Genomic DNA, 23,465 nt, shown 5'->3' with positions numbered 1-23,465 from the left:
AATCTACTTTCACTTGCGCGCTGTTTTGATTCTGATTGCTTATAGGATAAACTAATAGCAATTAAGAAAAGTGTGGTGAGTTCATTGTTTACAATTATGCTGATTGAAGATGATCAAACATTATTTGAAGAAATAAAAGAACGTTTAACGCAATGGTCCTACTCGGTGGCGGGAATCCGGGATTTTGGGAGTGTACTGCAAGAATTCACGGAAATCAAACCGGATCTTGTCATCATCGACATCCAATTACCAAAGTTCGATGGATTTCATTGGTGTAGGATGATCCGAACGCATTCAAACGTCCCAATTATTTTCTTGTCTTCACGAGATCATCCGACTGATATGGTGATGTCGATGCAACTCGGAGCCGATGATTTCGTTCAAAAGCCATTTCACTTTGATGTATTGATTGCAAAAATCCAAGCGATCTTACGCCGTGTGTATAGCTATAGTACTGATCAGACATTGGAAGTGAAAACGTGGTGTGGTGCCGCAGTGGATTTTGTGAAAGGTACGCTCACCAATGAAAAAGGGACTATTGAGTTGACGAAAAATGAAATATACATCTTGAAAGTATTGATAGAAAGAAAGAATGAAATTGTATCAAGAGAAGAAATTATCACCAGTCTTTGGGATGATGAACGATTTGTCAGCGATAATACGCTGACAGTCAACGTGAACCGTTTGCGTAAACGGATTGCGGAAATCGACTTGGTAGATGTGATCGAAACAAAAGTGGGGCAAGGGTATATGGCGAAGGAAGAACAATTATGATTCGGTTATATCTTAAGGAACGTGCTAGTTGGATACTGTTCTTCATCTTCTCGCAACTGCTCGTTCTAGCAATGGGCTATTTGGACACAAGTATTCCGCTTTTGTCTACTGTCTATATTGCATTCATTTCCTGTTTATCTTTCGTTATTTTTATGGTCATGCGTTATGAAAAAGAATCGAGATTCTATAAACGCTTAGAAACATTAGAACCATCATTTGATCTAACTGCAATACCTGAAGCTAACAGCCCTTTCGAAGCCATTGTCTCAAACAGGATGTCCGAACAAATTCAAGAGTTTAAACACCAGTTGGATCAATTGCAAATTAGTGTAGAACAAGAGAAAGATGACATGTTGAATTGGATACATGAAGTGAAAACACCGCTGACAACGTTGCAATTAATGATAGATCGCACGGATCCTGTGCTCCGATCACAGTTAATGTACGAGTGGCTTCGGATTCATCTATTACTTGACCAACAACTACATCTAAAGCGCATCCCATTCATCCAAAATGATTTATATATCGAAAAGACAGATGTGCGGAAGTTGCTATTTCAAGAGATAAAATCGTTAAGACAATGGTGTATGCAAAAGCGTGTTGGTTTTGATGTATCATTGGAAACAGAAGAAGTATTGACTGATGCCAAATGGCTTGGCTTCATTATCAGGCAGTTGCTGGCGAATGCGGTGAAATACAGCGAGAATGCAGACATAAGTATCCAGAGCACTAGTAAGGATGGAATCACTACGCTAACGATCGAAGATGTTGGGCAAGGAATTGCTTCAAGGGACTTGTCTCGTATATTCGATAAAGGCTTCACTGGAACAGCAAACCATCAAAATCATGCTGCCACGGGAATGGGGTTGTACTTAGCAAAACAGGTAGCAGAATCCCTCCTGATTACGATTGTAGTAGAGTCAACAGTAGGAGAAGGTACGGGATTCTCTTTGATTTTTGCGACGGAAAACGAATTGATTCGAATAGCGCGTATGTAGGAGCATGTGACATGATCGTCACATGCTCTTTCTAATTGTCATATTAAAGGCGGGAGAAAAATCTATACATTGAGTAAGATAGAATGAACAAGGAGTGATGGACATGGTAATCTTACAAGCAACGAAAATCTATAAGACATACGGCAATAAATTCAATAAACAAGAAGTATTAAGTGCACTGGATCTAAACATACAAAAAGGTGAATTCGTCAGCATCATGGGGGCATCGGGCTCGGGAAAAACGACTCTACTGAACGTACTTTCATCCATTGACCGCGTCAGCCAGGGGACGATCAGCATAGAAGGGCAGAACCTTAACAACATGAAAGAAAAGCAAATGGCGGAATTTCGAAAACGTCATCTGGGCTTCATCTTTCAGGACTATAACCTACTCGACACGTTAACAGTAAAAGAAAACATACTACTTCCATTATCTGTGCAGAAAGTGCCTAGAAAATTAGCCAATGAAAAATTCCTTGCAGTGGCGGAGGAATTGGGTATTTCAGAAATTGCTACTAAATATCCAAATGAAATCTCGGGTGGACAAAAGCAAAGAACGTCTGCTGCACGAGCATTCATACATGATCCGAGCATCATTTTTGCGGATGAACCAACAGGCGCTCTTGACTCAAAGGCGGCATCCGATTTGTTGAACAAATTAAGTGATCTCCATACGAAACGAACTGCCTCTATCATTATGGTCACTCATGACCCTCTTGCCGCAAGTTTTAGTGAGCGTGTCGTGTTCATCAAAGACGGACAAATTTATACACAACTGAATAAAGGAGACCAAACGCGGAACGAATTTTTCAATGATATTATCAAAACGCAAGGTGTACTAGGTGGTGTGCAACATGACGCTTAATCAGCTAATCTTCCGCAATATCAAGAAAAATCTTAAGCATTATTATGTGTATATCTTTGCACTGACTTTTAGCGTAGGCTTATACTTTTCATTCGTAACGTTGCAATTCGATCCAGCATTAGACGATGCAACAGAAGGAAAGAAAGGTGCGGCAGCTATTAAGTCAGGTTCAGTTTTTCTGATTGTTATCGTGTCTGTATTCTTGCTATATGCTAACAATCTATTCATTAAACGACGCAGTAAGGAGATTGGATTATTTCAATTGATTGGAATGACGAAAGGAACTGTTTTCCGTATTTTAAGTGTGGAGAATTTCTTTTTATACGTCGGTTCTCTCATTGTAGGGATATTCTTAGGGTTTTCGATGTCACGATTACTCATGCTGATTCTATTTAAGGTCACCGGTGTAACGGATGTTGCGACTTTGCGTTTCTCTTCGGATGCATTACTTCAGACGTTGATAGTCTTTGCAGCAATCTTTGTATTGATTTTGATCATGAATGCACTATTCATTAAACGTCAAAGTATATTGTCTTTGTTCCGTGTGACCACCGTGACACAACAGCGGGTGAAAAAGATGTCAATATTCCAGGCGATCATCGGTGTGTTCGGTATCCTTCTCATTGTATTCGGCTATTATTTATCATCGCGATTATTTAGTAGTGTGTTTCTTGGAAATCAGCTATTTCTAGTGATGATCGTCATACTAGCTTCTGTGGTCTTAGGAACCTATTTATTTTATAAAGGCTCCGTCAGCTTTATCTTTAACATGATTCGCAAACGTAAAGGGGGATATTTGAACGTTAACGACGTGCTGTCTCTCTCATCCATTATGTTTCGAATGAAATCCAATTCTCTTTTATTGATGATTATTACGACGCTATCTGCGCTATCCATTACGTTATTGTCGTTAAGTTATATATCGTATTACTCAGTAGAGAAGTCAGTGGAGCGAACTATTCCTGCCGACTTTACCATTCCTGATACTACGCGTGCAATGGAATTTACGCAGTCACTTGACAGTGAAGGCATAGCCTATTCAGAGTCAGCTATTGATCTATTGACTATACCTGTTGATTTATCGACAGTTCTATCTATTTCAGGTGGGGAAAGTCAAGAGATGAGTTACACTGATATGCAAATGATTGTCATTAGTGATGAAGTAATGCCGGAGATAGACGTAGAAGAAAAGGAATTGCTCTTCGTTAACTCTGATAGTTTTACGGAAAACTTTATGAAATTCCAAGCGAATCAGCAAATCGTATTTCAAGGCAAAGAGCATATGTATGATCTGACACTGAAAGGGACGGAAAGAGTAGCTGTTCTTCCAACGCGTGTAGCTTATGGTTTTGTTGTCGCGGTAGTGGATGATCAAGTATTTCAGAAAATGAACGTAGATAAGGACCCTTCCATAACGCCTGAATTTACTGAGTATCATGGAGTGGATATCAAGAATGAAAATGATCTAGAAAAAGCGAATGAACTATTTAATGTGTTGGGAATAAATGAATGGGCAGGGCATGAATCGAAGCTTGAGGAGAAAACGAAACAAATACAAGGTGCAGGCATGATTATGTTCATCGTTGGATTCCTTGGTCTCGCTTTCCTTGTTACGTCTGGCTGCGTCCTATACTTTAAACAGATGGACGAAAGTGAAGATGAAAAATCGAATTACACCATTCTTCGTAAACTAGGCTATACACAAACAGATTTACTAAAAGGGATTCAACGAAAGCAGGTATTTAATTTCGGTATTCCATTAGTCGTCGGTCTCTTACACAGCTATTTTGCTGTAAAATCCGGCTGGTTCTTATTCGGTACTGAAATGCTGACACCAACGATTATGGTGATGTTAATCTACACAGCGCTATACTCTATATTTGGTTTGCTTTCTGTGTTCAATTATAAGCGCGTGATTAAAGATTCGTTATAATACAGTAATACCCCCTGACACAAAGGTCAGGGGGATTTTAGCGCGAATTAGTTACTACCTACTAACTCAGCTACTACGATTTGATAGGCTTTATCTAAATTAGCCAATTGTTCAGCTTTTTCTGCTATGTCATTCGTGGGATCTTCGGAAATTTGTTTTTTTACATCTTTCACTAGTATGGGAAGGGGGGTAGAGTGTGTGCTCACACGTTCCGACATTAGGGTGTCCTTTAATAAGTTTGTAAAGTCATTGATTGTTTGATTGTGCATAATTCATTCTCCTCATCGTGTTTGTAATTTTTCGTTGACAGTAAAAAACATCCATCCGGTATATACCAGGATAGATGTTAAGTGGGAAGCCATGACGAATTAAACGGTTCGGCAGGAAATACATTTGTGTAGGATCGACAGAAACTATATCGAAGCCACCTAAAGAATGTCCTGATTCCGTTTGTTCGTACGTCGGCTTTTGTATGATTTTTCATAAGCCGCACTTGACACCTCCTATCCGCGTAGGGTATTGGTGTGTACTGATCTAGGCAGGTCTCCTGGCTCGTTTTCAACGTATAATTCACCTTCCCATTTCCCTTGCGGTGAAACAGTGGTAACGAATTATACTCCAACTCACAGTTGCGGGACAGCATCGGTTTTTCACCGATTTCCCTTTTAAGCGTTTACGAACGATAAACGCACCTATCTCTAACACGATATTCAGTTGCTCTTTCAGTATATCATTCTTATTTACGAAAGGAACAAAAATAATGCAGCCTCTTCCAAGACAACAAAAACGCACCCTACTCCTATGGAACGTATTACTTGGAACGATAATAAATAGTTCCGTCCGGTTCTATGACGTACTATTTATCCAATTAAGGAATGTCGAGTAGCATTCCTTTGATATAGGTAGACACCAATAAATACGACAAACTCAGAGGCTGGAATGGACAACCAAATACCATTCAAACCAAAGAAACGAGGTAAAATCATCAAGAAGAGCAACATGATGATGATTTCGCGTGAAGCAGTAATCCAAGTTGCCATCCGTACATTGCCGATAGACTGATAATATGTCATCATCACAAAGTTCGTACCGGTGAACAAATAAGCAAAGAAGAATAGATTAATTCCGGAAGTAGCCAAATCTCTTACGGCTTGCGGGAAGTCTCCAAAGATCGATACGATAGGGCCCGCCGCGAATTGACCGACAAGGAAAAACACGGCACCTGCGATGACAACGGTAAATGTGGCTTTTTTTACGGTTTCTTTCATCCTTATCCGGTTGCCGGAGCCTTGATAGTAACTGATAAGTGGCTGAATCGCACCGCCCATTCCAAGAAATAGCATTAGCATGACACTGTGTACATAGTTCAAAATAGAGAAGGCCGCAACACCTTCCGTGCCCGCCATCCGTTCGAACGCGATATTATGTGTAATGGTAAAGAAGGAGATTCCTAACTCGGAAAGGAAACTCGGAAATCCAACAAAAAGAATGGCCAGGAACAGCTTTTTATTGAACTTCAAGCGAATTAGTTTCAAGTTATTATTTTTCTTGAAAAAGTGTGTTGCGAGTACTAGCATACCCATGAAAGAAGCAATAATGGTGGCGGATGCAGCACCGGCAACGCCGTAATCAAAAATGAATAAGAACACATAATTCAAGATAATGTTAACGACAGAAGTCACAATTAGCCCGGCCATTGAAAGATTCGGTGCTCCATCATTGCGTACGAAAATACTAAATGTGTTTTCTACAGTAAAGATAAAGCCAAATAGTAAAATCACAAATAAGTATTGCGATACATAAGGGAAAGTAGTCGCATTGGCTCCAAGTGCGTAAGCTAACGAATCTCTAAAAATAAAGGCGGTTAAACCTAATATAATGGTGAATAAGAAAATGGAGAAAATAGCATGTGTAAAAATTGATCGAGCTTTCTGCACATCTTTGGCACCCATTGCCATCGAATATTTCGTGGCGGCACCTATACCAATCCATAGGGAAATAGCAAAAAAGATTGTATAAACGGGAGCCGAAATTCCGACTCCCGCTAATGCTTCTGCACCCAATCGATTACCGACCATGATGCCGTCCACCACAATATTGATCGCCATTAGCAACATACCGATAGTTGATGGTATTAAATAACGTAAAAAGATACGTCCTACGGGCTCAGTATCCAAAGGACTTAACGTGGGTGAAGAATTCATTGCAAAGGACTCCTTTGAAGGTCAAGTTCCATAATGAGACAAGGGAATTCACCTAAATCATCAATTTGTCCATTTAACTCAAATCCGAACTTTTCATATAAGTGTTGTGCTGCTATATTATCTGGATAAATACTTAAATAAATCTTGTCGCATTGATATTTTTCTTCCATTCTGGTAAGTAAAAGTTTAAGGAACCTGCTGGCATAACCTTTACCTTGATGATGTTGGTCGATCATAAAGCGATCAAGCCATACATTGCCACTATCTGCATCACGTCCATGCATTGCATAGCCGACTAAATCTTCTCCGTCGTATAATCCGATGGACTTCCATTCTGGTTCAAATTGTGATTGTGCTAGTGAAAATGAATTGCTTTCAATAAAGTTCTTTTGGTTTTCGTGTACGGATAAATAGGCAACATCCTGCCAATTTTCATTCGTTACCTCACATGCGTGGAGGCTCATAATTCCATCTCGCTTTCAATTTTGTGTGAAACAGTAAAACTACTTTTGTTTTATTAGTTTATTTAGACATCGCTTTTTTTGATAAATCCAAACAGCAGAATATCCACTATAGAATCCAGTGCTTCGGTTACAGTAATGCGATTTTCATAAAAAAACTTCCGATCAAGCGTGGAGTTCGTTGCATCTATAATCAACTTCATAAGTAACTCTACGTTTTGATCTGCAATGATTCCTTCATGAATTCCTTGTTCAATCAATTCGCGAAGTTCATCCCATTCATGAAGTGCAGTGTGGACTCGCTCCCATTGTTCGGGATGAGTTTTTTTCATCTGATCAAGGATTTGCCAGTTATAAAAATCATTGTATTTCGGTATAACTGTAATGACTTTCTTAATCTTATCTACAAGATGTAGGTCAGTGTCTTTCATAATCATATTGGTTTTTTCATCGAACTCATATAATGTCGAGTCTATAATCGCATCTAGAATTTCCGTTTTGGAAGAAAAGTGTTCGTATAATGTGCGTTTACTGATGCCTAGTCTTTTGGCCAGATCATCCATTGTAAACTTCATACTTTTCTCATGAACTTCTTCTAGGAAAGCTTTCATAATTCGTGCTTTCATTTATCGTACCCCTATCTTTTTATATAGAAATAAAACTAAAAAAACATATATAGTTTTCATCGTTCTTTTATGAGTATAACTACTTTTTACATAAAAAGCAAAGGCTATTGCTTAAATTAGTATTGTTTTAATAAATAGGCTTATACAACTCTTAAATTGGGTAATTTTATTGTATACGTACAAGAGAGGGGTGGGACTGTATGGAAGAAAGGAAATTGGTTGTAGCCGTTGCGGGTGCGAGTGGATATATTGGCAATAATCTATTAAAAAAACTTAAACGAAAAGCCAAAGTGATTGGTTTGTCGCGGAATGGAGATCAGCGGGAGAATACGGAAGACGTAGAGTGGCGATCTTGTGATTTGTTTTCTATGAAAGATGCAGAGAAGAGTTTGGTAGGTGCTGATATTGCGGTATACCTAGTTCATTCCATGCTGAAATCGGCGAAATTATCTCAAGGTAGTTTTGAAGATATGGATGTCATTTTAGCGGATAACTTTGCGCAAGCAGCCAAAAAACAAGGAATTAAACAGATTGTCTACTTGGGTGGAATTATTCCCGATGAACATGAAAAAGATTTATCACGACATTTGAAAAGCCGATTGGAAGTGGAGCGTGTTCTACGCTCGTATAACATTCCTGTCACCGCATTACGTGCAGGGCTGATCGTCGGTCCAAAAGGTTCTTCTTTCCCGATTTTATCGAAGCTAGTTAAACGGCTTCCCATAATGATTTTACCCAAATGGACACGCTCTAACACACAGCCTGTAGCACTCGATGATGTGATGAAATCATTAAGCTCATTAATACTGGACTTTGAACCAGCGCAACGATCTATCGATATAGGCGGCCCTGAGGTCATGACATATAAGTCGATGATGGAGAAGACAGCTGAAGTAGTAGGTAAACCATCAAGAATGTTGGATGTACCATTCTTCTCTTTAAGTCTTTCTAGGCTCTGGTTACGTTTAGTTACACAAACACCAAAAGAGATTGTATATCCATTGGTGGAAAGTCTGAAACATCCGATGGTCGTCAATTCCAAGCGCTATGTGGAAGGTATCAGTGACGGAGAAATTCCATTCATACAAGCTGCAAGGGAAGCACTAGAGGAGGAAATGAAAGAAAGAGACATCCCAAAGAAGAAGTCGAAAATGGGTCCACTTAAGCAGGATGTTCGTTCAGTGCAGAGAATTGAATTACCTTACAGCTGGACTGCAGATGAAACAGCACGTTACTACGTCAAATGGCTTTCCACATTTTTGAATCCTTGGGTGAAAACCGATGTAGACGACCAGTTGAATTGTCATATCGGTTTCCTCGGTAATCGGACATTGCTCGAATTAAGTTATTCTGCAGATCGTAGCACCAAAGATCGCTCGCTATACTATATTACAGGTGGTCTATTGATGGATCCTCATTCCAATGAACGTGGTAGAATAGAATTCCGAAAGATTCCAGGATCGAATGAAGTAATTATTGCAATACACGACTATTTGCCATCCATTCCATGGTTTATCTATTACGTAACGCAAGCCAATATGCACGCATTTGTCATGTCTTGTTTCCGTCAACATATGTATAAGCTTAGTAGGATTGAACGTGAACGATTAGGAATTGTCGCTTTTAATGTACGATGAAGAAAAATCCAGATTTGCAGTGTTGCACTACGAATCTGGATTTTTGATTATTTGAATTCAATAAGTACATAAATAGACGATAGAACCAGATGTTTTATTATGCGTTTAAAGTTGCTTGCTTCGCTTCTGCAAGCTGGCCGCCTTCTTTTAAATACTTCTCTACGCCTTCTGCTGCACGATATGACAACGCGCCAATGGTTGAAGTAGGGTGATGACCTCCGAATTGAGGAAACGCTGAACCGCCCACTACGAATAGGTTGTCCATCTCCCACATTTGAAGATAATTATTCACCGCAGATGTCTCAGGATCTGCTCCCATGATGATGCCGCCCGCATAGTGACCGCCTGAATAAATGTGGTCGAACTCTTGGGGAACTTCATCTTCGTCAATAATATCTGCACCCATTTCTTTCATGATTTCACTGCATTTCTCTATCCCGAATTTTGCCATGTTGCGATCGTGATCTGTGTAACGATTCGTAACACGTAATAGAGGATCACCGTATTCATCTTTGTATGTTGGATCTAAATCCAAGTAGTTATGCCACCATGACATAACAGCAGGTGTATACCAAGCTACTAACGAACGATTCGCGTAATGGATTGAGTTTTTCTTAAACTCAGGTCCCCATTTTGGTGTCCCTTTAGGAACATGGTTCGTTGAAATAGCGCCATCACCGTACTGACGCATTTCGATGCCACCACCATTAATGAAATCTACATCGGAGTGATCAAAGTTATCACCAGCGAAGTCACTCATCGTACCACCAAGAGCACCTGCACCCATATAGAGATTAAACTTCTTCTTTTCAAAGTATCCCCGTGCTCCCAGGAATGTGATGTTAAATTGTCCATTAAAGTTACGTCCAATTGTTCCTTTGCGTGTGGTTGGATCATACTGTGTCCCGATATCAGAAAGCATCAACAAACGATTATTGGTGAAGGAAAACGCACCTAATACGACAACGTCTGCGGGTTGTTCATATTCAATTCCTGTACGTGTATCAGTAAACATTACACCGGTTGCTTTTCCGTCTTTATGCAAAACGCGACGCACTAAAGAGTTGGTGCGAATTTCGCAGTTTCCTGTTTTACGGGCAGTTGGAATAACTGTAGCCAATGGATCCGACTTAGCCGTGAAATCACAGCCGTACATCGTACAATAAGAGCAAAACATACAAGCATTTAATTTTTCACCGTCTGGATTCGTATACGCTTGTGATAAGTTTCCGGAAGCAACTTGAAATGGGTGATAACCCATTCTCTTAGTCGTTTCTTTAAATAGCTTTACAGCGGGCGATGCTAGCATAGGAGGGTTAGGATAATCATTTGAACGTTTATCGCCAAGTGGATCGGGTTCGCCTGAAATACCAGCGGTTTTTTCCCACTTATCATAATAAGGTTCCATTTCATCATACGTGATGCCCCAGTCTTGAATCGTCATACCTTCAGGGATTTTCTCTTTGCCGTAACGTTCAATTGTCTTGGAACGTAATTCAAAATCGATAGCTCTCCATCGATATGTAGCACCTGCCCAGTGCACACTGCCGCCACCTAAATCGGTCCCGGCCATCATTTCTGCTCTTGTCCGGACGGGAAGAGCGGTATCTTCTATTTTCACGCGTGACGTAATCGTTTCAGGCGAAAGATTTTGCATCATCTCGTAACGGTCGGTATAGCGTAATTCATCTTTAACACCGATATAATCCTGTCGTTCTTGTTTTTTACCTCGTTCTAGGGTGACTACTTGATAACCAGCTTTAGCTAATTCGGCAGAAACTACTCCACCTGCCCAACCACTTCCCACTACGACTACATCTACTTTTTTTAGTTTTTTCGCCATATGAGTTCCTCCCGTTATTAGTGACCTTGGTAATTCCGTAAGCTCTCAGGTTTCATTACGATGAAGTCTTCTTTTTCAATATCTGCTGTATAACTCATACGTGGACCAGGGAATTCCTTCATCCTCCAGCCTTCCATATTACGGTTCCCGCCATAGACTGGATCGGCATAAGCACCTTCAATGGTTGTTTGTAATAATAGATTAAAGAATGTCGTCGAAGCGACACCGTTCATCTTCGCTTTTCCGCTATCGAACATCTGCAAGATCTCGTCTTGCTGTTCGGGCTCCAACTTGCGGAAGTTCATTTCGAATTTCTCTTGAGCTGTTTGTTCCAGTGCATGTACACCTTCCATGAAAATATCACCTCTTGTCATAGGAGTTTGATATCTGAAGGCTGGCGTAGGTACTTGCGTTTCAGCATTTGGACCTTGATCTTGTGTCGTATCTGCTTGGCTTTCATATGGATCTATCGCACCTGTTTGCAAAAAAGGCCCTTTCATATATTCTTTTCCGTTCATTCCCCATTCTCCGGCAAGTTGTCTATCGATAAAATAGGGGACACCTAGTTCAATAGCGCCTGGCCCTAGATCATCTTTAGGGAATAGCCTTTCAGTAGCAGCGGAAAGTATTAGAAAATCTTCAGCATTACTAAAGAATGTACGGGCCTCCAATAAGTGAGTATCCTCTTTTCCCATGTCTGCAGGGGCGCTTGGTTTTTGGAGCTGGTTAGTCAATAATCCGCCGAATAATGATCCACCAACTAGACCTCCAGCTAATAGGCCGGTATTTTTCATGAAATTCCTACGACTTATTCCTTTTTGCGTGTCTTCAGGTTGTCTAGGTTCTGTCACGTTGCTCTCCTCCTTGTATATATGACTTTCATAATTTACCAATGCACCTCTACTAGACATGGTGTGACGAATGGATAGAAACTATACGTTGTGCCAGGACTTTACACATTAAAACAGGGGAAAATTGAGTGATTCAGAACGTAGAATGAATATATATAATAAAAACCCCTCTATAAATCATCGTATTTGCGTGATTACAGAGGGGTTTTTCGTATTATAGGTTATTAATCGTTAGTTTTAACTTCAGTATCTGTGTCAGGTTCCATGTCTACTTCGGGCTCGTCCACATTCACATCATCATCTGGCGTTACATCAGCTGGTTGATCTACTTCAACATCGTCATTTTCATCGATTACGGGATCGTCATCTCCACAAGCACTAAGAACACCAACAGAAAGAATTGCAGCGGTTCCTACTTTCAATAAATTACTTTTCTTAAGTTTATTCAAATTCATTATAGATTTCCTCCTCTAGATGTTTGATAGACTTTCTTATGTTATTAATATCCTTATTTTAGTTTTGTAAACATAAAATATTAGAAGTGATTCTTTAGTAATGATAATGACAATAAAGTAGAAGATGACAAACGGTGGAGAAATTGCATATTCTAAAAGAAAACGTGACACCAAGAGGAGAAAACTGAAGAAAGGTGGTGAAAGTGCTATGATGGATGTAGACATGCCTACTTTAAGAGTGATGGACTAGATCTGTTACGCAAATTGGCTTATTTATAAAGGAGAGAATGTTTCATGAAAAAAGAAGAACAACAGAATTTATTCAAAGAAATTATGGGGAATTATCCTACTGGTGTAACAGTGGTGACTGCAGTAACCGAAGATGGTACACCAGTTGGACTGACAGTAAACTCGTTTGCCTCTGTATCCTTGGATCCGATGCTTCTCTTATGGTCTATTGATCATAGAGTTTCTTCTATTAAAGCATTCACAGAAGGAGGTAAATTTGCTGTACACGTACTTGCTGGAAACCAACAGGAGCTTTGTAATACATTTGCAAGCCGTGTAGAAGATCGTTTCTCCACATGTAAATGGGAAATGTCAGATAATGGGTTACCGATTATCGAGGATGCATTCGGTGTATTCGAATGTAAAACATTCCAAACCATTGAAGCTGGAGATCACACCATTATTATAGGCGAAGTAATCGATCTAAAAGTTGAGAAAGATAAAGATCCTATGTTATATCACCGTAGAGTATTTGGATCTGTGCCGCCAGTTTTCTATCAACAAGATGACAAAGCGTGAATTTGAATCATTTTACAGCAATACAAAAGCCGTCTTCCAGGAGACGGCTTTTTTTATGCATATTCTATTATTTACGTACTATACAGTTTTCTAAAGTGGCTTAATATTACCCTAGTTTATCGTCTGCTGTAATATCATTTGGTTCTCGTACTAAATAATATTTACCTTTTGTATACAGAGCGATAACTACTGTCAAGACAGCAGCCAATATGGCAGCGATAAATGCAGCTGTAGATTGTAGGAATATGCCTAAATAACCAGCCGCGGCGATAGAGCCGAATGTGCTTGCTATAAGTAGCGATGCAACACCAACGGGATTCCATTTATATAAATACTCTTGTCTTGCAACGTAATAGGTGGGGCCAATTTTTAGCCACTTCTTGACGACTACTGCATCTGTCACGAGAATAGCAGCCCAAGAAAATAAGAACACACCTTGGAATGTCATGACCGTATCTAAGTGATCAACAATACCACCAAGCATTAATAAAATAGCACTTACAGCTGAGATTACTACCCAGAATCTACGTCCTGGCGTGAAGCGGAATACATTCTCGAAAAAATTTGATAGTGATAAAGAACTGCTGTAGATATTGGTGACATTAATTCGCAATTGTGTCAACATCGTAAATAATGCACCACCAATGCCTAGCAACAGTACGATATATACGCCTGGATCTTTTTCCAAGAATCGCACACCGAACCAAATACCAAGTCCACCCATTACTCCGTAACAAAAAATCTGCGGGATGAAACCGATTGCAATCGAACCGAACTTTCTATCGGATGGCTTTAGGAAACGTGCATAGTCTGATGCGAGTAAAGCCGTTAATCCCATAATTCCATTGTGCATCCCGATACAGAACAATAGTGCAGTTCCCCCAAATTGAACGCCTTCGGGCATATAAGAGAATACGGGCCCTGTGTAAACAGCCGGTTTGATGAACGATAATATAATGGCTGTGAAAAGGAATACCATAAATATTGGCATAGACCATTTTTGAAGTTTGTCCAACTGCTCAATTCCGAACCAATTCAATGGAATAACAAGTGTGCCAAAGATGATAATTAAAATCCATTTAGGAAAGTCAGGCGTGAAATAATGAACAGCTGAAACGAGGATTAACCCTTCAAACGCGCAATACATAATGAAGTTCGAAGCGTAAATTAATGAAGTTAGCGATGATCCGATATAGCCAAATCCCCCACCACGTGATAAAAGGTTAACGTTCATGCCGGATTTAGCGGATAGATATGCAATGACAGTACCAAGCAAACCGGCGACGATGATAGCATAGATAGCCGAAACGATAGCGTTTGGTGCACCGAATTGCAAAGCCATGACACTGCCCATTTGAAAATAAAAAATGGCAGTCGCGATGCCGAACGTGATATTGGTAATACTCAGCCAACTCTTATTGCGATCTTCCAAAGGAACACGATCTAAGGAATAATCTTTTTCTGTTTCATCTTCTTCTATAGTATTCAGTGCTCTTTCTTCTTCTGTTGTCATACACATCAGCTCCTTGTAGTAAGTCGTCAATCTCTCTTGCCAGCTTTGCTAGTATGTTCTGATTCATGCAACATGATGAATTAGATTCGTTCATTGAATTGACACGTTACTATTTTAACAAAATTGTAATGAAAAAATCAAATTTAAAATATATTTGTGAAAATGACTATATAAAATTCTTATTTTATAAAAGGTTATAGAATGATAGAGAAATCAGACGTAGAAAAAAATCCTTAAAAGTATAGTTTTTAAATGAAAAGATGCAGTCTTTTATCTGGCTAGTACTTTTCTAACTGAAAGGACTAGTAGATGAAAGGATCAATCGTTAGTACCGTTACTGTAAACGATGGAGTATAAAAAAAGATGACTTCAGCACAATACTGAAGTCATCTACTAGTAGCGTAATTACTGCAACTCAATTCAAACCAGTTCACAAATTAGGGCTTAGCCCAAAGGTAAGAAAGTTTCTTGAAAATCTTTTTCAAGGAGGTTGTTTTTCCCATACCTAATCTATTATTTACGTATCATCCAGCTTTCTAATGAGTGAATAGCAATTCCACGGAACGCCTCAGCATGACTGAATGATTGTTCTACTTCTTTTAACTGTTTTTCCATATATGCATTATTTTTACCGAAGAAAGATAGATAATCACCTTCAGAAGATTTACTAGTTTCTATTGCTACACGTGCTTGCTTGCCTCTAGCGCTCGCATAATCCATTTCGCTTTGTGCTAAACTGATCATTCCATTACTACCACCTGCTTTGTTACGATAGGCCATGACATTTATACTGTCGGATTGGTCGATCAGCCATTCTGAAAGTACACCTTCACCCATACTATTCGAATAGTAGATGGAATCGAACCAAAACGGTATATCAATTCCAAAATGTAATCCAAGGCGAGTAGATTTACTAGCCGCGAATTGGATATTTTGCTGATAGCTCTTGATAGTCTCTTGTAAATTAGAATCCCATGTAGGTAAAATATACGGTTCGATATCCAAATGAATACCGGCAAACTGTTCATTATTCTCTGAAACGGATTGATACATTTCTACCCATTGAAAGAAACTTTGAACGGATTCTTGGTCAGTTGCCCAATACGGTGCGCCATCAAGGGCGTGTACTTCTATATTTTGCTCGCTAGCTTTGCGAATAAAGCGTTGATAAGCATCATTCGGAATATCTGCGTTGACTTGCAAATACAGCGTTGATACATTTTTTTTCTTTGAAAATTCGATGAGTGCATCAGATTGACTAAGTATTTGCGATGTATGCCACAACCAAGTAGCTTTTGGTTGGTCAATGCGCATCGTTAACATTGGTTTTAACCAAATGAAGTTAGATAGAATCAATAGACTTGCCACCATCCAAATTACTCGTGCTTTTTTAGACATAGTAGTCACCTTTCTCTAGTAACGTAAGATAGAACAGTATTTCATGATGTTTTAGTACTACTAATAAATTATACACTAAGATATCTGCTATATTCTAGTATATTTATACTGCAATTATGTACATTCAGATTGTTTGAGAGAATACTAGACTGTATAATAAGAATGAAATGTGAAAAATTGGCTAGTAATCGATATAAGTAAAGGAGAGACATATTAGTGAAAAAAATAGCCATAGCCATACTGTTGATTTTACTCGTGTTGTCTCCACGAATCTATTGGGCCTTAAAAGAAGAGAAAGTAATGGATATCGCTGTGATCGATAAATCGGTCGCGAAGAAAGATTATCGTGAGCATAACGGTTTATTTCATGTATTAGAAGGTAAGAAAATTGTTCGGCCTGACAGGGAAGCTTATGATAGGAGTCTTGATTATTATGGATTCGATCCATACGACCAGGTCGCGCTGGAGCCATTCCATGAACGACCACTTGATATGATCTATGTTGCGGATACATATGGCGTATTCAGCGATGATCTTAAAGCCAAACCTGATGGTTCTCGATCCGAACTACTATATGGCGGTATGGAATTGACGGAGTGGAACGAACTAATGGCTAGCAAAGGCGAGGATACGACATTAATCGCAGAATTCAATAGTTTTGCATCGCCAACTAGTGAAGAAATGAGTACGATCATGCAAAAGGAACTGGGAATTACTTGGACAGGCTGGATCGGCCGGTATTTCAATGACATGTCGAATGCAGAAGTACCGAAGTGGCTTGTCGAAGGGTATAAAGAGCAGAAGAATAGTGAATGGTTGTTTGCCGGTTCTGGTCTTGCGTTTGTCCATACATCTGGAAAAGTGATTGTCTTAGATGGACAAGAAAATAAAAGTGCTGCCCATTTCAAATTAACAAAAGACGGAGAGGAAAAGTTTCCGAAAGTGTATTCATCGGATTATATGTATTGGTTCGATGTAGTAGAGCCAAATGAAAAAACCAATACTTTGGCGACATATGAATTTGATTTGACGGAAAAAGGTCGTAGTGTATTGCAAGAGGCGGATATTCCGGAAATATTCCCCGCGGTGTTGCATCAAGAACACGCGAATACCTATTATTTTGCGGGAGACTACGCAGATTTTGATAAGAACCCCATTGTTAAATGGCAAGGGATACATACTGTATATAAATACTTTGCTAAAGATGTATCTGCCTTCTATTGGCTTACATATTTTCCGATGATGGAAGAGATCTTAGATGAAACCTATCACAGAAAGAACAGTGAAAAGAGTAGCGATTCCTCTACTAGAAAATAGGAGTGAGTTTACTAACATAGGGATGGGAGATTCGCTGATTGCGCATAGTCTATTTGAAAAAAGACTACTAATAAGTCAGCTGAAGAAGGGTGTAATGAGTATGAAAATAAATAAAAATGAACTGAATATGCTGGATGCTTCTCTCTTTCATCAACTCTTTCATTGGCAGATGGCGAATACGAAACGTTTCCGTCAAGTGTTCACCATAGTCTTTGTCAAAAGTCCTGAAAGTCCAGAAATTAAGCAAATTCTTCTAGAGCAGATGCGTACTTCAGATTTATTGTTCAGTTTCCCGACCGGTGAACCGGATATCATTTTAATGGTGAATACCGGCGAAGATGAAGCAGATGTCTTTATTGAGAGATTGCGCCGTACTGAATCGACTCGCTCTTACCGAGTAGGCGTTTCGGTAATTGAAATTCGTAATGGAGATGCAACGCTTGAAGATGTACTACAAGTGGGAAATGATTCAGTAAACCGTGCATTACAATTACCAGGTGGTACGCCTTATGTAAAAGATCGCACCTTTAGAACATTAGAGCGACAATGTGTGCGAGTGAGTATTATTGACAATGACCCCGTTATCACGATGATTATACAAAAACTGGTGGAGCGTATTTCCATAAAACAACTGGATCTGGATATCCAAGTATTCCATGATGGACAATATTTCATTGAATCCAAATGGTACCAGTCTTCCCACACACATTTAGTTATTATGAATGACATTCTTCCGAGAAAGAATGGATTAGAAGTATTATATACATTACGCGAATTGCCGAATACGCAGAAATATCATGTCTTTATGATGACCAAGAGAAAAAGTGAAGCGGAAATGATTTACGCCTATCAAAACGGTGTTGATGAATATATAACGAAACCATTTAATCCAAAGTTATTTGAATCACAAATTAAGAAAGTATTGAGACGGATTTATTATGGATAAGATATTAATATCATTGTTATTAGTCATCGTAGTGTTGTTGATTATACTATTCGCTTTGTTCTTTTTACTTGTGTTTTATAGAATGCAAGAAGTGAAAAAAAAAGAGAAGGTTATAAAGTATATTGAAGATCGTCAAGTCGACTGGTATGAATATTTACTAGAAGAAGATATGTCACTTGAAGGGCTTAAACCCCATGGGAATCTAGAACTCGAAGCGATTGATGAATTGTTTTTTCGCGTTAACTACCACATCTCTTCAGATGAAATTAAAGAAAAGGTAAATGCTTTTGCCGCTGTATATATGAGTGATTACTATAAGGGAAAACTTGCTAGTCGGAGTAGGGAATTGCGTATTAATACACTCAATAAAATCAGCTTATTTCACTTGCGATTTATGCTGGATCCGGTTTCCGCGCTGTTGGAAAAGAAGAAAAAACATTCGAAAACTGAATTATTATTAATGTATGAGATTATAGGAAAGTTTTCTCGTACTGATTTCGTAGCACACTTCATCGCGCCGAAAGTTCCGCTAGGTGAATTTGATTATAAAAAATTGTTGATGGGGCTAGATGAAGAACAGATTAATTTACTAGCTGAAGACTTCGATGTTTTGCCTGAATTGCTTCAGCTGACGATGATCGAAATTATAGGTGTTCATCATTACCTTGATTGGCTTCCTTTATTGCATAAGTGTTTGGATAGTTCGGATCAAGAAATGCGAATTAGGGCATTAAAAAGTATTGCTGAACTGGAAGTAGCGGACTCGCTTGAGTTATATGAGCCATTCTCCCATTCAACTATCTGGGAAGAACGCCTGATGACAGCTAAGATTTTCCGTTTTGCACCGACAGAAGAAGCATTGCCTATACTTAAACACTTGATCAAAGATCCTACTTATCAAGTTCGTGCACAAGCCGCAAAATCGATTAAATCTTTAAAAAATGGTCATCAAGCACTTTACTCTGTAATAACCATGTCATCTGACGAGTTTGCGGTCGATGTAGCGGAAGAGATGTTCGGAAAGGAGTACTAAGATGAACGCACCTCTAATAACGTCGTCGTTTTTTGGGTTTATTGGCTATATACTGCTCGTCTATATGCTAGCTGTTATTTTTTCATATACATCCATGCTAATTATCGCATTTATTCAGTTAGGAAAAGAACGAAAGTTGCAGAAAAATTTATCGGATGAAGGAGCTGTAGATTTTATATATACGCAGCCCGTAACGATAATTGTTCCTGCTTACAATGAGCAAGAAGGTGTGCTTGGAAATATTTATTCGTTGTTGGCATTGCAGTATCCTCAATTTGAGATATTGGTGATCAATGATGGATCTGTAGACAATACGGAAGATATTATAATTGAGCATTTCAATATGAAGCCAATTCGAAAAGTAGTGAATCAACAACTTGAAACGCAACCTATCGAAGCTATCTATCAATCCGATATGCACCCCAATTTACTGTTGATTACGAAAGTGAATGGTGGGAAAGCGGATGCCTTAAATGTAGGAATTAATGTGTCGAAATATCCATATTTCTGTTCAATCGATGGAGATTCCATATTGGATAGTACATCACTGCTGCGTGTAATGAAGCCTATCATGGAATCCAATAAAGAAGTTATTGCGACAGGCGGCACTGTACGGATTGCGAATGGTTATGAAATCCAAATGGGGCAAGTGGTCAGAGAAGGTTTGCCAGGCTCGGCTATCGTAATAATGCAAATTATAGAGTATATGCGTGCGTTTCTTATGGGACGAATGGCGCTTAGCAAATACAATATGGTGCTAATCATATCCGGAGCATTCAGTGTCTTTTCAAAAAAATGGGTAATGCAAGTAGGCGGATATACGAAGAATACAGTTGGAGAGGACATGGAACTAGTAGTTAAGCTACATGAAGAAATATCGGATTGTAAAGAAGATAAAGAAATTGTTTTTACACCAGATCCGGTTTGTTGGACAGAAGCTCCTGATAACTTCAAAGATCTACGTACTCAGCGTCGACGTTGGCATCAAGGACTGGCCGAAAGCCTCTGGTTACATAAGAAAATGGCATTTAATCCTAAGTATGGTTCGGTAGGGCTGCTATCAATTCCTTATTTCTTGTTCATTGAATTGCTCGGACCCGTGATAGAATTGGCTGGCTATGCTTATATGGTCTTGTCTCTATTTATGGGGGAAGCGTATATAGTCTTCGCTGGAATTCTTGGTTTATTATTTATTTTATATGGATCATTGTTTTCGATGGCATCCATTTTATTGGAGGCATGGAGTCGTAATACATATCCCGCAGTGAAGGATTTAGTTCGTCTAGTGATGTTGTCACTAACCGAAGTATTTTGGTACAGGCCACTAACCTTAATTTGGCGCACAGAGGGGATTATTAGTGCTTTGCGCGGAAAACGTGAGTGGGGAAGCATTCAACGTAGAGGATTGTCAGAAGATCGTGAATGAAAAATGCCTGACGTATCGTGACTGTTATATCAGGCATTTACGTAGTAAATATAAAGGGGTACGTCACAATATATTCAATCCTACAGTAAAGACTTCAGTAACTACCTGTAGAGACGTTAACGATTGACCACCATTATCCGTGAATGTATGTATTCATACTGGGTTCGAAAAGGATGACTAAATGGTAGTGTCGGAGAATATATTGTGATTTTTTTATGACTTTGACATAGAGAGTCTACTAGGTTTATCTAACGCCGCGTCGCTTGGCAGATTCAGCGTACGCCGTGGATCGGAAATGTAGTATGGGGTCATCACTGCATTCTATTCCTTCTATAGTAACCGTTGGATCAAAGATGAAGGACTCAGCGTTATCTACACGAAGAGAGTTCAGTGTTAGGGTTCCTGCTTCAATTTTCTTTCGATCATCGGGCCAGGCGATAGTTGGGTCATCAATTGCATCTCCATGTTCGGCGAATTGTATAAGTAAGCGAAAACGTACAGACTGGTCGAGTCTAACTTTATGAATAAGTTCATTTTCCATTGAGCTGTTGACATTACCATCATCATTTTGGGGAACAGGTTGCCATTCAAATCGGACAGCCTGTTTTTGCATGTCCTTATTTCTCAAATAATACGCATGGATTGAATAGTAATGGAGGGACTCGAAATTACGAAAAGGCTGTAGTTCTTTTAAAATGGAACCAAATGCTTTGTACTCTGCATCATGTATCAATGCATCTATTCGTTGTGCCCATGTACTACGAGAATCGAATGCCTGCACCAAACGAATAAAGGCATCTGGAGTTTTACTAATAAAAATCGGTATATTGGCCATAGTCAAATTTGTGAATGTACCATCAAATAATTGAAAACGCACTGCCATTCCTTTAATTGGATTCAATAGCTCGCTTGGATTTCGGCTTGTAGAGCTATGAGAAAAACGTACAACAGCTGAAACTTCCCTTTGCTGTAAATGGGCAGCTGTTGTCCAAGGTATGGCAGCCCCGGTTGGTTGGAAAGTCGCGTCAAATGCGACACCAATTGCATGTGCACGTCGTAAATGACTTTCTGTATGCACCGCTGATTCAATAGAATCAATAGCTTCTTTAGCAGTTACCGGACCTTGATTATTCATTTGAAATCACTCCTTTACATATAACATACCCTTCATTAATTAAAATTAAGCGATTAAAAAAATAGAATTGGGGGTATTAATAGTGGCAAGACAACTTTTAGGAGGAATAGTATATGAATCGTTTGTTACTAACTGGAATATCTGTCATGGCACTCAGCCTTGCAGCATGCGGGACTGATACGACGGATGACAATGTGAAAGAAAACTCAGGCACAACACCGCCTGTGGAACAACCTGCTGAGCCTACAACTGAAGATACTAACAAAAACTCTACTGATGGAGGTAATACAGACGCTGTGCAACAAACAGATTCTGCAACGGATAATATGAAAGCAGATATGGATAAACTTTCATTTAAAGAAATCCAGATTGAAGTTTTGTACAGTGGTGATAAAGAATACGAAGCGGATATTGAACAAGACGAAAATGAACCAATTGAAGCGAAAGTGGAAGATGAAGTAAATGGTGTATACTTGAAAAATCAAGAAGCATTTGATGATTTATACCCGAAGGTTAAACAACTCGATTTGACGAAAGACAGCACAAAGCAGGAAGCGATTGATCAAGTGCTGAAAATCTTTGGCTTGGATGCAAATTACGAGAAAATTGAAGTAGAAATTAAATTTAATGATGGAAGTAAGTTAGATGTAGAAGAACGTAAATAAGAGCAAGAACAGCCCTTCCTTTTCAAGGAAGGGCTGTTTTGGGGTTGAAGATAACTTAAGAAGTTCTGTCAGGATCAACATTTATAAATAGTACACTCCAAGCGCAACAATCATTAAAATGAAAGTGGGTATACCAGCGGCGAAAAACCACGCCGGACTCGCTGACATCGCCTCGGATGGAGCACGCATTGAATCTAGCACTTCCCTCTGGCCTTTCAAAGCAAAGACCTTTCGTGTACTCTTCATGAAAAAATCAAAAGAGCCTGTACGAATAATAAATACCACCGAACCGATAAATAGTAGAAATCCACTGATGAAAAAGGAAGCATTGATATAGCCGAGTAGTGAGATTTCACCATATACCGAAAAGGCAGAAATAACAATCACTAATTGAGATAGTAGAAATACAATAATATTACGTTTCATATGGAATCCTTCTTTTCATTTATAGAATTAGTAACTACTATCTATCATACAGGACATAAATTAAAATGTGTAGAATCTTCTATGATAGTTCAAAATTATGACAATAGCGTTGTTAGCGTTTACATCTAGAAATTCTTCTTGTATAATGAAAA

General features: G+C 39.1%; 22 protein-coding genes and 1 riboswitch. Of the genes, 11 read left to right on the top strand and 11 right to left on the bottom strand.

What is annotated here, in order from left to right:
* Nucleotides 1–84: 84 nt before the first annotated feature.
* The 4 genes from CSV73_RS08290 to CSV73_RS08275 all read left to right on the top strand — a co-directional run bounded on the left by CSV73_RS08290 (nucleotide 85) and on the right by CSV73_RS08275 (nucleotide 4,570).
* Nucleotides 85–774, top strand: coding sequence for a response regulator transcription factor (locus CSV73_RS08290; protein WP_099627225.1), 690 nt, complete (start codon nucleotides 85–87; stop codon nucleotides 772–774).
* Entirely contained in the window at nucleotides 771–1,772 is a 1,002-nt protein-coding gene (locus tag CSV73_RS08285; protein ID WP_099627168.1) for a sensor histidine kinase, read from the top strand. The genes CSV73_RS08290 and CSV73_RS08285 overlap by 4 nt, the downstream gene beginning before the upstream one ends.
* A 103-nt stretch (nucleotides 1,773–1,875) precedes the next feature.
* Complete coding sequence (locus tag CSV73_RS08280; protein WP_099627167.1) at nucleotides 1,876–2,637, top strand: ABC transporter ATP-binding protein; 762 nt, start codon at nucleotides 1,876–1,878, stop codon at nucleotides 2,635–2,637.
* The gene (locus tag CSV73_RS08275) at nucleotides 2,627–4,570 is read left to right on the top strand and encodes an ABC transporter permease (RefSeq protein WP_099627166.1); all 1,944 of its coding nucleotides are present in this window, start codon (nucleotides 2,627–2,629) and stop codon (nucleotides 4,568–4,570) included. The genes CSV73_RS08280 and CSV73_RS08275 overlap by 11 nt, the downstream gene beginning before the upstream one ends.
* Before the next feature lie 47 nt (nucleotides 4,571–4,617).
* Here CSV73_RS08275 and CSV73_RS08270 read toward each other — a convergent pair whose 3' ends face one another.
* The 4 genes from CSV73_RS08270 to CSV73_RS08255 form a co-directional block, all read right to left on the bottom strand.
* Nucleotides 4,618–4,839 carry a hypothetical protein gene (locus CSV73_RS08270; RefSeq protein WP_099627165.1) on the bottom strand — a complete coding sequence of 74 codons (222 nt, stop codon included), beginning with the start codon at nucleotides 4,837–4,839 and terminating at the stop codon, nucleotides 4,618–4,620.
* A 251-nt stretch (nucleotides 4,840–5,090) separates the two neighbouring features.
* Nucleotides 5,091–5,281, bottom strand: a riboswitch (cobalamin riboswitch).
* 149 nt (nucleotides 5,282–5,430) lie between these two features.
* The gene (locus CSV73_RS08265) at nucleotides 5,431–6,774 is read right to left on the bottom strand and encodes an MATE family efflux transporter (protein WP_099627164.1); all 1,344 of its coding nucleotides are present in this window, start codon (nucleotides 6,772–6,774) and stop codon (nucleotides 5,431–5,433) included.
* Nucleotides 6,771–7,238, bottom strand: coding sequence for a GNAT family N-acetyltransferase (locus CSV73_RS08260; RefSeq protein WP_099627163.1), 468 nt, complete (start codon nucleotides 7,236–7,238; stop codon nucleotides 6,771–6,773). The genes CSV73_RS08265 and CSV73_RS08260 overlap by 4 nt, the downstream gene beginning before the upstream one ends.
* A gap of 62 nt (nucleotides 7,239–7,300) precedes the next feature.
* The gene (locus tag CSV73_RS08255; RefSeq protein WP_099627162.1) at nucleotides 7,301–7,861 is read right to left on the bottom strand and encodes a TetR/AcrR family transcriptional regulator; all 561 of its coding nucleotides are present in this window, start codon (nucleotides 7,859–7,861) and stop codon (nucleotides 7,301–7,303) included.
* A gap of 200 nt (nucleotides 7,862–8,061) precedes the next feature.
* Here CSV73_RS08255 and CSV73_RS08250 point away from each other — a divergent pair, with 200 nt between their 5' ends.
* A complete protein-coding gene (locus CSV73_RS08250; RefSeq protein WP_099627161.1) occupies nucleotides 8,062–9,498 on the top strand; it encodes an NAD(P)H-binding protein in 1,437 nt (478 codons plus the stop codon).
* 97 nt (nucleotides 9,499–9,595) lie between these two features.
* Here the strand turns inward: CSV73_RS08250 and CSV73_RS08245 are convergent, their stop codons facing one another.
* From CSV73_RS08245 to CSV73_RS08235, 3 genes are all read right to left on the bottom strand, one after another.
* Nucleotides 9,596–11,341, bottom strand: a complete 1,746-nt coding sequence (locus CSV73_RS08245) for a GMC family oxidoreductase (protein WP_099627160.1) — start codon at nucleotides 11,339–11,341, stop codon at nucleotides 9,596–9,598.
* Nucleotides 11,342–11,358: 17 nt separating this feature from the next.
* Complete coding sequence (locus CSV73_RS08240) at nucleotides 11,359–12,192, bottom strand: gluconate 2-dehydrogenase subunit 3 family protein (protein ID WP_233202857.1); 834 nt, start codon at nucleotides 12,190–12,192, stop codon at nucleotides 11,359–11,361.
* 224 nt (nucleotides 12,193–12,416) lie between these two features.
* Nucleotides 12,417–12,647, bottom strand: coding sequence for a translocon-associated protein subunit alpha (locus tag CSV73_RS08235; RefSeq protein ID WP_085131807.1), 231 nt, complete (start codon nucleotides 12,645–12,647; stop codon nucleotides 12,417–12,419).
* A gap of 294 nt (nucleotides 12,648–12,941) precedes the next feature.
* On the opposite strand from CSV73_RS08235, the gene CSV73_RS08230 reads away from it, so the two are divergent.
* Nucleotides 12,942–13,454, top strand: coding sequence for a flavin reductase family protein (locus tag CSV73_RS08230; RefSeq protein WP_085131806.1), 513 nt, complete (start codon nucleotides 12,942–12,944; stop codon nucleotides 13,452–13,454).
* A 106-nt stretch (nucleotides 13,455–13,560) separates the two neighbouring features.
* On the opposite strand, the gene CSV73_RS08225 is transcribed toward CSV73_RS08230, so the two are convergent.
* Both CSV73_RS08225 and CSV73_RS08220 read right to left on the bottom strand, forming a co-directional pair.
* A complete protein-coding gene (locus CSV73_RS08225; RefSeq protein ID WP_085131805.1) occupies nucleotides 13,561–14,967 on the bottom strand; it encodes a purine-cytosine permease family protein in 1,407 nt (468 codons plus the stop codon).
* 513 nt (nucleotides 14,968–15,480) lie between these two features.
* Entirely contained in the window at nucleotides 15,481–16,365 is an 885-nt protein-coding gene (locus CSV73_RS08220; RefSeq protein WP_085131804.1) for a hypothetical protein, read from the bottom strand.
* A 216-nt stretch (nucleotides 16,366–16,581) separates the two neighbouring features.
* Between CSV73_RS08220 and CSV73_RS08215 the strand changes: the two genes are divergently transcribed.
* From CSV73_RS08215 to CSV73_RS08200, 4 genes are all read left to right on the top strand, one after another.
* Nucleotides 16,582–17,682 (top strand): hypothetical protein, encoded by a 1,101-nt coding sequence (locus CSV73_RS08215; RefSeq protein WP_099627158.1) that lies wholly within the window; start codon nucleotides 16,582–16,584, stop codon nucleotides 17,680–17,682.
* Nucleotides 17,683–17,782: 100 nt separating this feature from the next.
* Nucleotides 17,783–18,628: a response regulator gene (locus CSV73_RS08210; protein WP_158232311.1), complete on the top strand. Its 846-nt coding sequence runs from the start codon at nucleotides 17,783–17,785 to the stop codon at nucleotides 18,626–18,628.
* Entirely contained in the window at nucleotides 18,621–19,661 is a 1,041-nt protein-coding gene (locus CSV73_RS08205) for a HEAT repeat domain-containing protein (RefSeq protein WP_099627157.1), read from the top strand. The genes CSV73_RS08210 and CSV73_RS08205 overlap by 8 nt, the downstream gene beginning before the upstream one ends.
* A gap of 1 nt (nucleotide 19,662) precedes the next feature.
* Nucleotides 19,663–21,087 carry a glycosyltransferase family 2 protein gene (locus CSV73_RS08200; RefSeq protein WP_099627156.1) on the top strand — a complete coding sequence of 475 codons (1,425 nt, stop codon included), beginning with the start codon at nucleotides 19,663–19,665 and terminating at the stop codon, nucleotides 21,085–21,087.
* Nucleotides 21,088–21,331: 244 nt separating this feature from the next.
* Here CSV73_RS08200 and CSV73_RS08195 read toward each other — a convergent pair whose 3' ends face one another.
* The gene (locus CSV73_RS08195) at nucleotides 21,332–22,222 is read right to left on the bottom strand and encodes a catalase (protein ID WP_099627155.1); all 891 of its coding nucleotides are present in this window, start codon (nucleotides 22,220–22,222) and stop codon (nucleotides 21,332–21,334) included.
* A gap of 113 nt (nucleotides 22,223–22,335) precedes the next feature.
* On the opposite strand from CSV73_RS08195, the gene CSV73_RS08190 reads away from it, so the two are divergent.
* Nucleotides 22,336–22,887 carry a YusW family protein gene (locus CSV73_RS08190; RefSeq protein ID WP_085131798.1) on the top strand — a complete coding sequence of 184 codons (552 nt, stop codon included), beginning with the start codon at nucleotides 22,336–22,338 and terminating at the stop codon, nucleotides 22,885–22,887.
* 81 nt (nucleotides 22,888–22,968) lie between these two features.
* On the opposite strand, the gene CSV73_RS08185 is transcribed toward CSV73_RS08190, so the two are convergent.
* Nucleotides 22,969–23,313, bottom strand: a complete 345-nt coding sequence (locus CSV73_RS08185; protein ID WP_099627154.1) for a DUF3899 domain-containing protein — start codon at nucleotides 23,311–23,313, stop codon at nucleotides 22,969–22,971.
* Nucleotides 23,314–23,465: the final 152 nt, after the last annotated feature.

Source organism: Sporosarcina sp. P1, from assembly GCF_002743155.1.
Classification (GTDB): domain Bacteria; phylum Bacillota; class Bacilli; order Bacillales_A; family Planococcaceae; genus Sporosarcina; species Sporosarcina ureae_B.
The sequence above is the reverse complement of the archived record's forward strand: the minus strand, read 5'-3'. Positions and strand labels throughout refer to the sequence as shown.